11 protein-coding genes and 1 pseudogene are annotated in these 14,878 nt (G+C 68.4%); 7 read left to right on the forward strand and 5 right to left on the reverse strand.

Annotation, left to right across the window (positions count from 1 at the left end; genetic code table 11):
* Positions 1 to 122: 122 nt before the first annotated feature.
* Both QSK25_RS40905 and secA2 read left to right on the forward strand, forming a co-directional pair.
* A pseudogene (locus QSK25_RS40905) lies at positions 123 to 1,340 on the forward strand (MFS transporter); the annotation flags it as partial.
* 95 nt (positions 1,341 to 1,435) lie between these two features.
* On the forward strand, positions 1,436 to 3,721 hold the full coding sequence (gene secA2, locus QSK25_RS40910) for an accessory Sec system translocase SecA2 (RefSeq protein ID WP_285646642.1): 2,286 nt from the start codon (positions 1,436 to 1,438) through the stop codon (positions 3,719 to 3,721).
* A 3-nt stretch (positions 3,722 to 3,724) separates the two neighbouring features.
* Here the strand turns inward: secA2 and QSK25_RS40915 are convergent, their stop codons facing one another.
* The 4 genes from QSK25_RS40915 to QSK25_RS40930 are packed head-to-tail and all read right to left on the reverse strand — an operon-like array spanning position 3,725 to position 8,611.
* Complete coding sequence (locus QSK25_RS40915; protein WP_285646778.1) at positions 3,725 to 3,997, reverse strand: hypothetical protein; 273 nt, start codon at positions 3,995 to 3,997, stop codon at positions 3,725 to 3,727.
* A 44-nt stretch (positions 3,998 to 4,041) separates the two neighbouring features.
* Positions 4,042 to 5,154 (reverse strand): aromatic ring-hydroxylating oxygenase subunit alpha, encoded by a 1,113-nt coding sequence (locus tag QSK25_RS40920; protein ID WP_285646643.1) that lies wholly within the window; start codon positions 5,152 to 5,154, stop codon positions 4,042 to 4,044.
* Complete coding sequence (gene solA / locus QSK25_RS40925) at positions 5,151 to 6,248, reverse strand: N-methyl-L-tryptophan oxidase (RefSeq protein ID WP_285646645.1); 1,098 nt, start codon at positions 6,246 to 6,248, stop codon at positions 5,151 to 5,153. Before solA ends, QSK25_RS40920 begins: the two co-directional genes overlap by 4 nt.
* Complete coding sequence (locus QSK25_RS40930) at positions 6,245 to 8,611, reverse strand: GcvT family protein (RefSeq protein WP_285646646.1); 2,367 nt, start codon at positions 8,609 to 8,611, stop codon at positions 6,245 to 6,247. The genes solA and QSK25_RS40930 overlap by 4 nt, the downstream gene beginning before the upstream one ends.
* 174 nt (positions 8,612 to 8,785) lie before the next feature.
* Here QSK25_RS40930 and QSK25_RS40935 point away from each other — a divergent pair, with 174 nt between their 5' ends.
* Positions 8,786 to 9,595 carry a hypothetical protein gene (locus QSK25_RS40935; RefSeq protein ID WP_285646648.1) on the forward strand — a complete coding sequence of 270 codons (810 nt, stop codon included), beginning with the start codon at positions 8,786 to 8,788 and terminating at the stop codon, positions 9,593 to 9,595.
* On the opposite strand, the gene QSK25_RS40940 is transcribed toward QSK25_RS40935, so the two are convergent.
* Positions 9,580 to 10,350: an IclR family transcriptional regulator gene (locus QSK25_RS40940; RefSeq protein WP_285646649.1), complete on the reverse strand. Its 771-nt coding sequence runs from the start codon at positions 10,348 to 10,350 to the stop codon at positions 9,580 to 9,582. The genes QSK25_RS40935 and QSK25_RS40940 overlap by 16 nt on opposite strands.
* A 119-nt stretch (positions 10,351 to 10,469) precedes the next feature.
* On the opposite strand from QSK25_RS40940, the gene QSK25_RS40945 reads away from it, so the two are divergent.
* The 4 genes from QSK25_RS40945 to QSK25_RS40960 are packed head-to-tail and all read left to right on the forward strand — an operon-like array spanning position 10,470 to position 14,877.
* Positions 10,470 to 10,790, forward strand: a complete 321-nt coding sequence (locus QSK25_RS40945; protein ID WP_285646651.1) for a bifunctional 3-phenylpropionate/cinnamic acid dioxygenase ferredoxin subunit — start codon at positions 10,470 to 10,472, stop codon at positions 10,788 to 10,790.
* Complete coding sequence (locus QSK25_RS40950; RefSeq protein WP_285646653.1) at positions 10,787 to 11,890, forward strand: NAD(P)/FAD-dependent oxidoreductase; 1,104 nt, start codon at positions 10,787 to 10,789, stop codon at positions 11,888 to 11,890. The genes QSK25_RS40945 and QSK25_RS40950 overlap by 4 nt, the downstream gene beginning before the upstream one ends.
* Before the next feature lie 60 nt (positions 11,891 to 11,950).
* On the forward strand, positions 11,951 to 13,411 hold the full coding sequence (locus QSK25_RS40955; protein ID WP_285646654.1) for an aldehyde dehydrogenase family protein: 1,461 nt from the start codon (positions 11,951 to 11,953) through the stop codon (positions 13,409 to 13,411).
* Entirely contained in the window at positions 13,408 to 14,877 is a 1,470-nt protein-coding gene (locus QSK25_RS40960) for a GMC family oxidoreductase (RefSeq protein WP_285646655.1), read from the forward strand. The genes QSK25_RS40955 and QSK25_RS40960 overlap by 4 nt, the downstream gene beginning before the upstream one ends.
* The last annotated feature ends 1 nt before the right edge of the window (position 14,878 follow it).

Raw genomic sequence — 14,878 nt, forward strand, 5'->3', positions numbered from 1 at the left:
GCTGAGCGTACACGTTTGCGACAGGGGAGCACAACGGGAGAGGACGCCCTGAACAGGGGCGCTTGCACACACGAGTTTCCAACGGGTAGGTTGCCACTGGTCGGACTCGCTGGTCTTGGTACGACTTCTTCATCTACGCGACAGCCGCGGCCCTGGTGTTCCCCAAGTTGTTCTTCCCGGAGGCGACGCCGATCGTGGCGTTGCTGCTCAGCTTCAGCACGTTCTGGGCGGGCTTCATCGCGCGTCCCGTCGGCGGTCTGGTGTTCGGGCACGTCGGTGACAAGGTCGGCCGCAAGCCGGCGCTCGTCATCTGCCTCGCGCTGATGGCCGGCGCGACGTTCCTCATCGGTCTGCTGCCCACGACGGCGACGCTCGGTGTGGGCGCGCCGTTGCTGCTCGTGCTGCTGCGGTTCCTGCAGGGCATCGCGGTCGGCGGGCAGTGGGGTGGCGTGGTGCTGCTGCTGACCGAGTCCGCCGGGCCTCGCAAGCGCGGGTTCGCGGGCACGTTCGGGCAGGCCGGTGTGCCGATCGGCGTGTTGCTGGGCAACGTCGCGTTCATCAGCGCGACGACGGCCCTCTCGCCGGAGGCGTTCGCGTCGTGGGGCTGGCGGGTGCCGTTCCTGGCATCGGCCCTGCTCTTCCCGGTGGTGCTGTTCATCCAGCTCAAGGTCGAGGACAGCCCGGTGTTCAAGGAGATGCAGGAACGCCGCCAGAACGCGCCCAAGGTCGTCCACGCGCCGTTGAAGGAGGCGCTCAGGACGCACCGCAAGCCGATCCTGTACGGCGCGGGGCTCATGTTCGCGTCCAACGCCATCTTCTACGTGTCGATCGCGGGCGTGCTGTCGTACGCGACCGCGACGCTCGGGCTGAGCCGCGAGTCGGTGCTGGTCGTGACCCTGCTGTCGTCGCTGGTGAGCATCCCGGTGATCCTCTACGCCGGACACCTCAGCGACCGGGTGGGACGGCGTCCGCTGATCATCGCGGGCACCGCCGGGCTGATCGTGTGGGCGTTCCCGTACTTCCTGCTCGTGGACACGGGCTCGCTCTTGATGCTGTTCATCGCGTCCACGGTCGGGGGCATCGCGTCCTCTCTCGTGTACGGGCCGATCGCCGCCTACCTGGGTGAACTGTTCGAACCGCACGTGCGCTACTCGGGCGCCTCGCTCGCCTACCAGCTGGCGTCGATCCTGGTCAGCGGCGGCACGCCGTTCGTGATGACGGCACTGCTCGGCGCGACCGGCACGTCGATGTCCGTGTCGGCGTTCCTGCTGGTCATGGGCCTGTGCACGCTCGTGTCGGTGATCAAGCTGCCGGAGACCCACCAGCCGGAACGGGCCTGATCAAAGGCTGTGAAGGCCCGGCCCGAGGCACAAATCGGGCCTTCACAGTCAAGACCTCTGCGGAACCTGGAGCCGATGCCGTACGTTGGCGCGTCGTGACCACTCTCATGGCGCGCTTGAAGCAGCGGATGCGCAGGTTCGCGCAGAAACCGGGCTCTGTCGACCTCGCCCCGTTCCAGGCCTTGCTCTCGGACGTGGAGAAACACGCGGACGCCTTCAAGGCGTTCAGCGACGAGGAGCTGACGGCCCACGCGAAGAAGCTGCGCGAGGAGAGCACGGACACCGAGCTCGCCGCCCTGACCCGGGAGGCCGCGGAACGCGCCATCGGGCAGCGCCCGTTCGACGTGCAGGTGCTGGGCGCCCTGGGCATGCTGAGCGGCCTCGTGGTCGAGATGGCGACCGGTGAGGGCAAGACGCTCGCGGGCGCCATGGCCGCGGCCGGGTTCGCGATCAAGGGCAAGCGCGTCCACGTGGTCAGCGTCAACGACTACCTCGCCCAGCGCGACGCCGAGTGGATGGGGCCGCTGTACGCGCTCCTGGGCGTCAGCGTCGGCTGGATCAACGGCAGCTCGAAGGCCGAGGAACGCCGCGAGGCGTATCAGGCGGAGGTCACGTACGCGCCGGTCAGCGAGATCGGCTTCGACATCCTGCGCGACCGGATCGTCACCCGCGAGGAAGACCTGATCGTCCCCGAGCCGCAGGTGGCGCTGATCGACGAGGCCGACTCGGTGCTCGTCGACGAGGCCCGCGTGCCGCTCGTGCTGGCCGGTTCGACCAGCGCGGAGGCGGCCGACCCCGTCATCGCCGACCTGGTCAAGCGGCTGCGGCAGAACCTGCACTACGAGATCGACGACGAGGAGCGCAACGTCTTCCTCACGGGCGCGGGCTCGGAGGCCGTCGAGCGGGCGCTCGGCGAGATCGACCTGTACTCGCAGGAGCACGTGACGTCGACGCTGTCGAAGGTCAACGTGGCGCTGCACGCGCAGGTGCTGCTGCACCGCGACGTCGACTACATCGTGCGCGACGGCAAGGTGCACCTGATCAACGACACGCGTGGCCGGGTCGCGAAGCTCCAGCGCTGGCCGGACGGCCTGCAGGCCGCGGTCGAGGCCAAGGAGAACGTCCAGACCACCGAGTCCGGCGAGATCCTCGACTCGATGACGGTGCAGGCGCTGATCTCGCGCTACCCGACGCGCTGCGGCATGACCGGTACGGCCGTGGCCGTCGCCGAGACGCTGCGGGAGTTCTACGAGCTCGAGGTGCTCGTGATCCCGCCGAACAAGCAGAACATCCGCGAGGACGAGCACTTCCGCCTCTACGCGACGCTGGAGCAGAAGGAAGACGCGATCGTCGAGGAGATCAAGAAGGTCCACGAGACGGGCCGCCCGATCCTCGTCGGCACGCTCGACGTCGCCGAGTCCGAGCGCATCTCCTCGAAGCTGCGCGCCGCGGACATCGAGTGCGTCGTGCTGAACGCGAAGAACGACGCCGAGGAAGCGTCGATCATCGCGGACGCGGGCTCGTACCAGCGCATCACGGTCTCCACGCAGATGGCCGGTCGCGGTACGGACATCCGCCTCGGCGGCCACGAGGGCGAGGACCACGACCGCATCGCCGAACTCGGCGGCCTGTACGTGATCGGCTCCGGCCGGCACTCGTCGTCGCGGCTGGACGACCAGCTGCGCGGCCGTGCCGGACGTCAGGGCGACCCCGGCGGTTCGGTGTTCTTCTCGTCCATGCAGGACGAACTGATCACGCAGTACGCGCCGGACGCCGAGGACCCGTCCGAAGTGGACGACGACGGCCGCGTGCACGACAAGGGCCTGCTGCACACCTTCGAGCACGCGCAGCGCGTGGCCGAGGGCGTGAACCTGGAGATCCACCGCAACACGTGGCGCTACAACAAGCTCATCGAGCACCAGCGCGACATCCTGCTCAAGCACCGCGACGTCGTGCTGAAGACGGACGCGGCGTTCGAGAAGGTCGGCGGGAAGGAGGGCGTGAGCGACGAGGTGGCGTCCGAAGCCGCCCGCAAGATCACGCTGTTCTTCCTCGACGACCTGTGGACGCACCACCTGACGTTCCTGTCGGACCTGCGCGAGGGCATCCACCTGCGGGCGCTGGCGCGGCAGAACCCGCTGGACGAGTTCCACCGCGAGGCCATCCCGGCGTTCAACAAGATCGTGCCGGAGTCGTGGGAGCGCACCAAGGAGAAGTACGAGGCGGCCAAGATCACCGACGACGGCTACGACCTCGCCGACGCCGGGGTGAAGCGCCCCAGCTCGACGTGGACGTACCTGGTGCACGACAACCCGTTCGGCTCCGGTCTCGAGGAGACGATGAAGGGTCTCGTGAAGATGGTGCGCGGACAGCGCCGCTGACGGTTACATCTTCCCGGGGACGACGACGAGGTCGTCCGCCGGTCTGGCGGGCCGGGGCACAGCCTCGGCCCGTCTCACGTCCCCGGCCGACGCGGTGGTCATCTCCTCGGAGAGGGCTCTGATCTCGGCCAGGATGTCGAGGTGCTCCTGCGACGGCGGAGGCCCAACGAAGTTGGACCTGTTGTGCGCCGTCCGTTCCGCCCGCTCGGCCAGCAGCCTGATGCGGCGGAGGAGATCGTGCTCCCCTTCAGGGAGCAAGAAGTCGTTCTGCTCCATCACCCGTGCAAGCTTTCGCGTGCACGGGGTGACCCGTCGATCCCCTAGTCGGCTGATTCCAGTTTCTGGACGAGCCAGGCGTGGAATCCGCCGATGTGGTGCTCCGACGGCACCAGCACTCCGCCGTGCGCGTAGGCGCGCGAAGCCATGGCCGGCTGGCATCGCTCGCAGGCTTCGAAGTCCTGTTCGTTCACCCGGTGGAACAGCTCGACCGAGCGAGAGACGTCACGGCCGGTGTCCACGACTTCCTTGGCGTAGAGCCAATCGCACTCGACGACCGTCCTGTCCGCGGCCATCGGGTACATCCGGTGGAGGATCACGTGGTCCGGCACGAGGTTGACGAACACCTGCGGTTTGATCGTGATCGCGTAGTACTTCCTGTCCCGTTCCTCTTCCAGGGCGGACAGTTTCCCGAATCCCTCGCCGCCGTCGACGGTGAAGCCCTTGATCTCGTCGCCGAACTCGGCGCCGTGCCCGACGTAGTACTGGGCCGCGTAGCCGTCCGCGAACTCGGGCAGCACCTCGGTGAGCTCGGGGTGGATCGTCGCGCAGTGGTAGCACTCCATGAAGTTCTCGATGATGAGCTTCCAGTTGGCCTTGACGTCGTAGGTGATCCGGCGGCCCACGGACAGCTGGTCGATCTCGTAGCCGTCGATCGCGTCGAGCGTTCCCAAACGTTCGGTAACGGCGCTGAGGACGTCGTCCTCGAAGCTCGGAGGTTCGTCGGCGAGGTTCACCCACACGTACCCGAGCCACTCGCGCAGGTGCACCTTCGACAGTCCGTACTCAACGCGATCGACGTCCGGCATTGAGGTGAGATTGGGTGCGGCGATCAGGTTTCCGTCCAACGCGTACGTCCAGGCGTGGTAAGGGCACTGGAACGCGCGTTTGACGCTCCCGGCCTCCTCGACGCAGATGCGCGCGCCGCGGTGCCGGCAGACGTTCAGGAACGCGTTGAGGGCGCCCTTGCGGTCCCGCGCGATCAGCACGCTCTCCCGCCCGACCTCCACCGTGCGGAAGTCGCCCGCGTTCGGCAGGTCGGACGACTTCACCGCGCAGAACCACATCTTCTCGAAGATGAAGGCCTGTTCCCGCGCGAAGATCGCGGGGTCGGTGTAGTAGCGGCCCTCAAGGGTGGAGATCAGGCTGCCGGTCATGCTCCGCCTCTCAAGCGAGCAGGGTCGAACAGGGCGATCGGGTGCCGCGTGGCCCCGTCGATCGTGAGGTCGGCGAGGATCTCGCCGACGACGGGCGCGAACTTGAAGCCGTGCCCCGAGAAGCCGCACGCCACCGTCACGCCCTCGTCCCGTGCGATGACGAAGTGCCGGTCGGCGGTGTTGGTGTACATGCAGGTGGCGCCGCGCTGGAACGTGCCGGCGAGACCGGGCACGGCGGGTCTGGTCGCGGTGATCATCGCCTCGACCTCGTGGTCGTGCACGGTGCGGTCGATCGTCTCGGGCGTGCAGATCTCGCCGCCGTGGTGGAACGCGACCTTCACGGCGCCCTCGTGCTCGGGGAAGCCGTAGAAGTTCGTGCCGTCCGCGCGGTCCCAGATGTGGATCGGGTAGCCGGCGAGGCTCTCCGCCGGCGTGAAGTAGAACTGCACCTGGCGTTCGATCTCAAACGGAACTTCGAGGCGTGCCAGCAGTTCCGGTGCCCACGGGCCGGGGCACACGACGACGTGCCCGGTCTCGTAGGTGGCCGACGCCGTGGTGACCTTACCGGGCTCCCAGTGCGTCACCGGCTCTTCGAAACGCAACTCGGCGCCGGCGCGTCCGGCCAGCGCCAGATGGGCTCGTACGGACGTCTCCGGCACGACGAAGCCCGCGCCGGGTTCGTAGAGGCCGACCTCGTCGTCGAGGGGCCGGAAAGCGGGAAAGCGCTCACGGATTCGGGACGCGTCGAGCAGCTCGTGTGTCAGACCGAACTGCTCGACGCTCGCCCGGCCACCCGTGATGGCGCCGCTGTCCTGGGCGCCGACGATGAGGCCGCCGACGCGGTGGAAGACGTGCTCACCGCTGTCGTGCTCGATCTGGTCCCACATCTCGTGGGCGCGCAGCAGCAACGGCACGTAGGCGGGGTCCTCGAAGTACGCCTGGCGCGTGATCCGGGAGCCGCCGTGGCTGGAGCCCCTGGCGTGCGCGGGCGTGAACTTCTCCAGTCCCAGCACGCGCAGGCCTCGCTGGGCGAGCCGGTACGCGGCGGCGCTGCCCATGCCGCCGAGTCCGATGACGACGACGTCGTACGTCACCCCCGCAGCCGCTTCATCTCGGGGTCGAACAAGGGCTCCGCGGCGGGACGGGCGGTGACGCGCTGCCCGAAGTACTCGATCTCGACCTCGTCCTCGATCTCGCTGGGCAGCCAGGCGTAGGCGATGTTGAGTCCGGTCGTGTAGCCGTAGGCGGCGCTGGTGACGTAGCCGACCGGTTCTCCCTGGTGGAACACGGGTTCGCTGCCGAGCACGACGCTGTGCGGGTCGTCGATGGTGAGGCAGGTGAGCTTCTTGGTGGACGTCAGGTTGTGCAGGGAGCCCTTGCCGAGGAACTCCTTGTCGTGCCGCACCGCGAAACCGAGGCCCGCCTCGAACGGGTCGTGCTCGGTCGTGACGTCGGTGCCCCACGACCGGTAGCCCTTCTCCAGGCGCAGGCTGGTGAACGCTCCGCGCCCGGCCGCGATGACGCCGTGCCGCTGCCCGGCCTCCCAGAGCGTGTCCCACAGCTTCGGGCCGAGGTCCGCGGTGGTGTAGAGCTCCCAGCCGAGTTCGCCCACGTAGGACAGTCGCAGCGCGGTCACCGGCACGTTCTTGATGTACGCCTGCTGCGCGGTGAAGTAGCCCTTGCCGACGTCGAGGGTGTGCGGGAGGTCGTTGAGCAGATCACGGGCCAGCGGGCCCCACAGGCCGATGCAGCACGTTCCGGCGGTGATGTCGCGGATGACCACGTCGTCCGGCGCGTGCCGGGTGAGCCAGTCGAGGTCGAGGTTGCCGTTGGCGCCGACCTGGAACGTCGCCGGGCCGAGCCGGGCGACGGTGAGGTCGCTGCGCACGCCGCCCTGTTCGTCCAGCAGCAGCGTGTAGACGACGGCGCCGGGTTTGCGCTTGAGGTTGTTGGTCGTCATGCGGTGCAGGAACTCCAGTGCTCCCGGCCCGCTGACCTCCAGCCGTTTCAACGGGGTCATGTCGAACAACGCCACGCGTTTGCGCGTCACCAGCGCCTCGGCCCCGCAGATCGGGGACCAGTAGCGGCTCGCCCAGTCGCCCCGCGCGGGCACCTCGGCGACCTCGGGCAGGCCCGCGTTGGCCTCGTACCAGTGCGGACGCTCCCAGCCGGACGCCTCCAGGAAGAACGCGCCGAGGGCCTGCTGGCGTGCGTGGAACGGGCTGGTGCGGAGCGGGCGCGGGCTTTCCATGGGCTGCAACGGGTGCAGCAGGTCGTAGACCTCGACGAAGTTCTGGCAGCTGCGTTCCAGCACGTAGTCCGGCGCCAGCTGCACCTGCTCGAACCGGTTGAGGTCGCTCGAGTGCAGGTCCAGCTCGGGCTGCCCGTCCACGATCCACTCGGCCACCGAACGCGCGACACCGGCGGAGTGCGTGATCCACACGGCCTCCGCGACCCAGAAGCCGCGCAGCCCGGGGTGTTCGCCCAGCAGCGGCATGCCGTCGCTGGTGAACGAGAACAGCCCGTTGAACCCGTGGTCCACCCCGGCCTCGGCGAGCGCCGGGATCAGGTCGACCGCAGCCTCCCAGGACGGCTCGAAGTCCTCCTTGGTGAACGGCAGCTCGGACGCGGTGATGTCCTCGGCCCTGATCGGCATGGGCTTGTGCCCATACGCGCCGATGCCGAGCGCCTTGCCGTGCGAGCGGAAGTACAGGTCGGCTTCCTGGTGCCGCAGGATCGGCTGCCGCGCCAACGCGTCGGGGTCGGCGTTCAGCGAGCCGGTGAACACGTACTGGTGCGCCATCGGCACGAGCGGCACGGTCAGCCCGACCATCTCGCCCAGCACCGGGCCCCACATGCCCGCGCACGAGACGACGATGTCGGCGGCGAACACGTCGGTCCCGGTCCGCACGCCCGTGACCCGGTCACCGGCCGTCTCGACCGCCACGACCTGCTGCCCGAACAGGAACCGCGCCCCTCTCTGGATCGCCCGGCCCGCCTGGATCTCGGCGGCCCTGACGGGTTGCGCGAGGCCGTCGCCCGGGATGAGGAACCCGCCGAGCAGCTGGTCGCGGTCGAGCAACGGGTGCAGCCGCGCGACCTCGTCCGCGTCGATCAGCCTGCTCTCGACGCCCCACGACGTGGCCCAGCCGTGCCGGCGGCTCAGGTCCGCGAGCCGTTCGGGGCCGGTCGCGATCTCCAGGCCGCCGACCTGGTCGAAGCAGCCCAGCGCGGTGTACTTCTCGACGGTGTAGCGGGCGAACTGGGTCATGCTGCGGCAGGAGTTGGTCTGGAACACGAGGCCGGGGGCGTGCCCGCTCGACCCGCCGACCGCGAGCCCTGCCGCCTGGTCGAGCACCGTGACGTCGGTGAAGCCTCTTTCGGTGAGTTCGTCGGCCAACGCGCACCCGACGATCCCCGCCCCCACGAGCACCACGCGCGGCACTTCACCAGGCATCAGGACACCCCTTCGCCGCAGTTGCGAGTAACAAAACTCGTTCCGCTATCTGCAACAAGTTGCGGCCAGCGCGCCCGGCTGTCAATACCGCCGTTCGCGCGATCAGCGCCCTGTGGACCGGGAAACCGGATAAATGAGGAGGTTCGGCCGCGAACCGTGACGCATCATCGGCGGATGGAGTCCACGACCCTGCACACGATGGCGCGCAGGTACCTGATGAGCCGCAACGAAAAGCTGCGCGCCGCCGGCGACGAACTCCCGAACGACGGTCGGCGCTTCTTCGGCTACACGCAGGAGGCGCAGCGGATCTACCCCAGGTACAACGCGGTGACCGCGATCCTGCGGGAGGTCGAGCGTCTCGACCCGGACGACCTCCCGCCGCCCGACCGGCTCGCCTCGGCGCTCGCGACCGCTTCGGCCACGCGGTCGGTCTTCCGGCTCACCCGGGTCGAGGCGGAAGCGGACGCCGAGGAACGCGCGCTGTTCCGCGCCGCGGTGCGGAGCTGGCGCGCGGCCGAGGACCTCCTGGTCGAGCCGTTGCCCTACCGCCGCCTGTTCAGCGAGGAGGAGCACGAACGGTGGCGTGACGCCCTGGCTCGCCGCTGGGGCCTGGCGGGGTTCCTGTGGCATCCGCTGATCGCCGTGGACGTACCGGACGACGTGCTCGTGGTCGACGCCTCCGCTCTGGAGGACGGCCCGGGAACCGGCCTGGTCCGCGCGGCGCTGGCCGGTCTGGGCCTGAGCCGTGTCGTCGAGGTCCGGGAGCCCGGTGACCCCGGCGGGCGTGTGGACCTCGCCACGCTCGAGCCGTCGTACACCGGCGCGGAGGGCATCTGGACCGACGACACGCTCGATTGGATCCTCTACGCGTCGCACGAGAACTCGGTGGCGTTCGGCGGCACGCTCGCCGAACGCCTCCGCACCTCGTGGCCGGACCTCGCCGACTGGGGCTGGGCCCCGATCTGGGATCAGCCCGCGAAGTAGCCGAGCTGCGCCGAGAGTTCCTGCGCGGCCGTCGACATCGCGGGCACGATCTCCTCGACCCGTTCCCGCGACAGCCGGTACGACGGACCGGACGCGCTCATCGCCGCCACCACCTCGCCGCGGTGCCCGCGCACCGGCACGGCCACCGCGTGCAGGCCGAGTTCGAGTTCCTCGAAGCACGCCGCGTAGCCCTTGGCCGCCACGTCGTCCAGTTCGGACAGCAGCCGTGCGGCTTCCACGACCGTGTTCTCGGTGTAGGCGTCCAGTGGCAGCGAGGCGAGGCGCGTGCGTTCAGACGTCGGCAGGTAGGCGAGCAGGACCTTGCCTGAGGAGGTGGCGTGCAACGGGGTGCGCTGGCCGATCCAGTTCACCGCCGAGACGGCCGCGGAGCCGCGGGCCTGGGTGATGTTGATGGCGACGCCGGCGTCGTGCACGGCGATGTTGACGGTCTCGCCGAACGAGTCGGCGAGGGTCTGGCAGACGGGCTGGCCGAGCTTGGTCAGGTCCATCCGGCCGGTGGCGGCACCGGCCAGCCTGACCACGCCGAAGCCGATGGCGTACTTGCCTCTTTCGCCGAGCTGCTCCACCAGGCCGCGCGACTCCAGCACGGAGACGAGTCTGGACACCGTGGACTTGTGCACGCCGAGCTCACCAGCGATTTCGGTGATACCGGCCTCGCCTTGGGCCAGTAGCTCGAGCACGCTGATGGCTCTGTCCACGGACTGCACCTGAGCTGCCGAGTCGGAGTTGCCCATCGCGCAACAGTAATCGACAGGCAAAACAACCGGCTGGACTCTTGACGGCGGGTCGCGCGGGGCTCACATTGTGTTGCGTCATTCGGAACGTGTGCCGTGTTACGCAACGGAGGCCGACGATGATCCGCGCCTGCGCTCTCGTGGACCTGCCCCCAGGGGAGGCGGTTCGCATCGTCGGCCCTCACGCGCCGATAGCCCTCTTCAACGTCGATGGCGTCCTCTACGCCATCGACGACACGTGCACCCACCAGGACGCCTCGTTGAGCGAGGGGTGGCTGGAGGGGTGCTTCGTCGAGTGCCCGCTGCACGCGGCGAGCTTCGACCTGCGCACCGGCGCGCCGACGTGCCTGCCCGCCAAGAGACCCGTGAAGACCTACGCGGTTCTTGTGGAGGATGGAGTGGTCTGTGTCGATGTCGAAGTGAACAAGGACGTGGCGTGAAGACGATCGCGATCATCGGTGCCTCCCTCGCCGGCCTCAGGTCGGCTCAGGCACTGCGCCAGCAGGGGTTCGACGGACGGATCGTCGTCGTCGGCGACGAGGTCCACCTCCCCTACGACCGGCCACCGCTGTCGAAGGACTTCCTCCTCGGCAAGGTCGAGGCCGTGCCGCTCGCCGACCAGGAGGACCTCGACGCCGTCAACGCCGAGTGGCGCCTCGGCGTGAAGGCGACCGGGCTGCTGTCGACCCAGGAGGTCGCGCTCAGCGACGACACCACGCTCGCGGCCGACGGCATCGTCATCGCGACCGGCGGCCTGCCGCGCACGATCCCCGGCACGCACGTCCTGCGCACGCTCGACGACGCCGTCAAGCTCCGCGAGGCGTTCGGCACCGCGCAGCACATCGGCGTCATCGGCGCCGGGTTCATCGGCGCGGAGATCGCGTCCAGCGCGCGTGCGCTGGGCAAGGACGTCACCGTCGTCGAGGCGTTGCCCACACCTCTCACCCGTGTACTGGGTGCACAGATGGGCACTGCATGTGGACATCTGCACGGCGACCACGGATCAACGTTGATTACCGGAATCAATGTTGATTCAGTCAACGTTGACGGCGGAATCAACCTCGCCGATGGACGTGTCGTCAACGCTGACGTGGTCGTCGCGGGCATCGGCACGCGCCCGGCGACCGACTGGTTGGCTGGAGGACCGGTCAACCTCGGCAACGGTGTCGTGTGCGACGCGGGTGGCGTGACGAACGTGAAGAACATCGTCGCGGTCGGCGATGTCGCCAACTGCGGCGGACATCGGGCCGAGCACTGGACGTCCGCGACCGAACAGGCGCAAGTTGCGACGCGCAACTTGCTGGCGGGCGAGACGGTCGCGACGCACACCGCGGGCGGCTACGTGTGGTCCGACCAGTACGGCGTGCGCATCCAGTTCATCGGACGGGCGACGGACGACGTTCGCGTCGAAGATGGGTCCGTTGAAGACAGGAAGTTCGTAGCGACCTATCGAGACGGTGAGAACCCGGACGACATTGTTGGCATCGTGGCCATGAGCAACGCCCGACTCTTCACCCGGCTCCGCCGGAACCTGAAGTAACGGTCGTCACGGTTTGACGCCGCCGGCGACCGGATACACCCCAGTGTCCTTCGTGGACACATGATTCCAGGGAGGCAGTCCGTGTCGCCGGTGCGGCAGATCATCAACCCCTTCGACCAGAGCGTCATCACCGAGGTCGAGGAGCAGACCCGAGACCAGGCCCTCGCCGCGATCTCGAAGGCGCGCCACGCCTTCGACCACGGCGACTGGCAGCACTCGAGCCCCGAGCACCGCGCCGCCGTGCTGAACCACGTGGCGGACCTCCTGGAGCGCGACAAGGAGGACATCGCCCGCACCGAGACGCTCGACACCGGCAAGACGCTGGTCGAGAGCCGCATCGACGTGGACGACGTCGCCGCCGTGTTCCGCTACTACGGCAACCTCGCCGGACTGCTGCACCCCAAGATCGTGCAGGGCGTGCCGGAGAACGTCATCAGCCGCATCGACTACGAACCGGTCGGCGTGTGCGGCATGATCGCCCCCTGGAACTACCCGCTGCTGCAGATCTCCTGGAAGATCGCACCGGCCCTGCTCGCGGGCAACACGCTGGTGGCCAAGCCCAGCGAGATCACCCCGCTCAGCACCATCAGGCTGTTTGAGCTCATGAAGGAGGCCGGGCTGCCCGACGGCGTCGCGAACCTCGTCCTCGGCACCGGCCCCGAGGTCGGCGCGCCGCTGTCCGAGCACCCCGACGTCGACCTGATCTCGTTCACCGGCAGCCTCGCGACCGGTCAGCGGATCATGGCGTCGGCCGCGGGAACGGTGAAGAAGGTCGCGCTCGAACTCGGCGGCAAGAATCCGAACATCGTCTTCGCGGACGCCGACATCGACACGGCCGTCGACTACGCGCTCACCGCCGCGTTCTTCCACGCGGGCCAGGTGTGCTCGTCGGGTACGCGGCTGATCGTGCACACCGACGTCTACGACGACTTCGTGGACGAGGTCGCGCGCCGGACCGATCTCATCAAGCTGGGCAACGGTTTCGACGAGGACACCGAGTCCGGGCCGCTCGTCTCCGCCGAGCACCGCGCGAAGGTCGAGAGCTACGTCGAGGTCGCGAAGCAGGAGGGCGCGACCCTCAAGGCCGGTGGCAGGCGGCCGGACGAACCCGAGCTGCAGAACGGTTTCTTCTTCCGTCCCACCGTCTACGCGGACTGCACCAGGGACATGAAGCTGGTCCAGGACGAGACGTTCGGCCCGATCATCACCGCCGAGCGGTTCAGCACCGAGGACGAGGCGGTCATGCTCGGCAACGACACCGAGTACGGCCTCGCCGGCGGCGTCTGGAGCCAGGACCTGGAGAAGGCGCAGCGCGTCGCGAAGAAGCTGCGGCACGGCACGGTCTGGGTCAACGAGTTCGGCGCCTACCTGCCGCAGGCCGAGTGGGGCGGCTTCAAGCGCTCCGGGGTCGGCCGCGAGCTCGGCACCGCCGGTCTGCACGAGTACACCGAGCCCAAGCACGTGTACCAGAACCTCAAGCCCCAGGCCCAGAACTGGTTCGCGCGGAAGGACTCCCAGTGACCGCATACGACTACGTGATCGTCGGTGGCGGAACGGCGGGCTGCGTGCTCGCGGCAAGGCTCACCGAAGACGAGAACGTGACGGTCGCGGTCATCGAGGGCGGCCCGTCCGACGTGGGCGACGAGAAGATCCTGAACCTGCGCAACTGGATCAACCTGCTCGAGACCGAGTACGACTACGACTACCCGACGGTCGAGCAGCCGCGCGGCAACTCGCACATCCGGCACAGCCGCGCGAAGGTGCTCGGCGGGTGTTCCAGCCACAACACGCTGATCTGCTTCCAGCCGCTGCCGCAGGACCTCGACGACTGGGGTCACGGCTGGACGTGGGACGCGCTCGGCCCGTACTGGGACAAGGTCCAGCTCAACATCATCCCGGTGGTGGAGAAGGACAGGAACCCGATCGCGAAGGACTTCGTGGCGGCCGCGCGGCAGGCCACCGGCGTCCCGGAGATCGAGAACTTCAACGCGAAGCCGTTCCAGGACGGCGTGGGCTTCTTCTCCATCGCGTACCACCCGGAGAAGGACAACCAACGTTCCAGCGCCTCGACCGCCTACGTGCACCCGATCCTGGAGCGCAAGAACCTCACGCTGCTGCTGAACACCTGGACCAGCAGGATCGAGTTCGACGGCACCCGCGCGATCGGCGTGCACACCGACAAGGGCTACGTCGAGGCGAACAAGGAGGTCCTGCTCTGCGCGGGCGCGATCGACACGCCCCGGCTGCTGATGCTCTCGGGCGTCGGCGACGCCGAGCACCTGAGCAGCATCGGCATCGAGCCCAAGCACGACCTGCCGGGCGTCGGCGAGAACCTGCTCGACCACCCGGAGTCGGTGATCGTGTGGGAGACCACGAAGCCGTTGCCGGAGAACTCGGTGATGGACTCGGACGCCGGGCTGTTCATCCGGCGCGACGAGTCCGACCCGCGGCCGGACCTGATGTTCCACTTCTACCAGATCCCGTTCACCACCAACACGGAGCGCCTCGGCTACCCGGCGGTGGAGCACGGGGTCTGCATGACGCCGAACATCCCTCGCCCGCACAGCAAGGGCAGGCTCTGGCTCAAGTCCAGCGACCCCGCCGAGAAGCCGGCGCTCGACTTCGGTTACTTCATGAACCCCGACGGCTACGACGAGCAGACCCTCGTCGACGGGTTCAGGATCGCGCGCGAGATCGCCCAGCAGGAGCCGCTCAGGTCGTGGCTCAAGCGGGAGATCGCGCCCGGCCCGGACGTCACCAGCGACGAGGCCCTGTCGGAGTACGGCCGCAGGGCCGCCCACACCGTCTACCACCCCGCCGGCACGTGCGCCATCGGGTCCGTTGTGGACGGTGACCTGAAAGTCATCGGACTCGAAGGTCTTCGGGTCGTCGACGCGTCCGTGTTCCCGACCATGCCCACCGTGAACCCGATGGTCACGGTGCTCATGATTGGAGAACGCGCCGCGGACCTGATCAAGGAGGCGTGAG

It is taken from the genome of Lentzea sp. NBRC 102530 (assembly GCF_030269365.1).
In the GTDB taxonomy this organism is placed as follows: domain Bacteria; phylum Actinomycetota; class Actinomycetes; order Mycobacteriales; family Pseudonocardiaceae; genus Lentzea.

Bases quoted from the DNA above. Each gene is read 5' to 3' on its own strand.
- QSK25_RS40915 (WP_285646778.1), bottom strand. From the start codon at position 3,997: ATGGAGCAGAACGACTTCTTGCTCCCTGAAGGGGAGCACGATCTCCTC.
- QSK25_RS40920 (WP_285646643.1), bottom strand. From the start codon at position 5,154: ATGACCGGCAGCCTGATCTCCACCCTTGAGGGCCGCTACTACACCGAC.
- QSK25_RS40930 (WP_285646646.1), bottom strand. From the start codon at position 8,611: ATGCCTGGTGAAGTGCCGCGCGTGGTGCTCGTGGGGGCGGGGATCGTC.
- QSK25_RS40935 (WP_285646648.1), top strand. From the start codon at position 8,786: ATGGAGTCCACGACCCTGCACACGATGGCGCGCAGGTACCTGATGAGC.
- QSK25_RS40940 (WP_285646649.1), bottom strand. From the start codon at position 10,350: ATGGGCAACTCCGACTCGGCAGCTCAGGTGCAGTCCGTGGACAGAGCC.
- QSK25_RS40945 (WP_285646651.1), top strand. From the start codon at position 10,470: ATGATCCGCGCCTGCGCTCTCGTGGACCTGCCCCCAGGGGAGGCGGTT.
- QSK25_RS40955 (WP_285646654.1), top strand. From the start codon at position 11,951: ATGATTCCAGGGAGGCAGTCCGTGTCGCCGGTGCGGCAGATCATCAAC.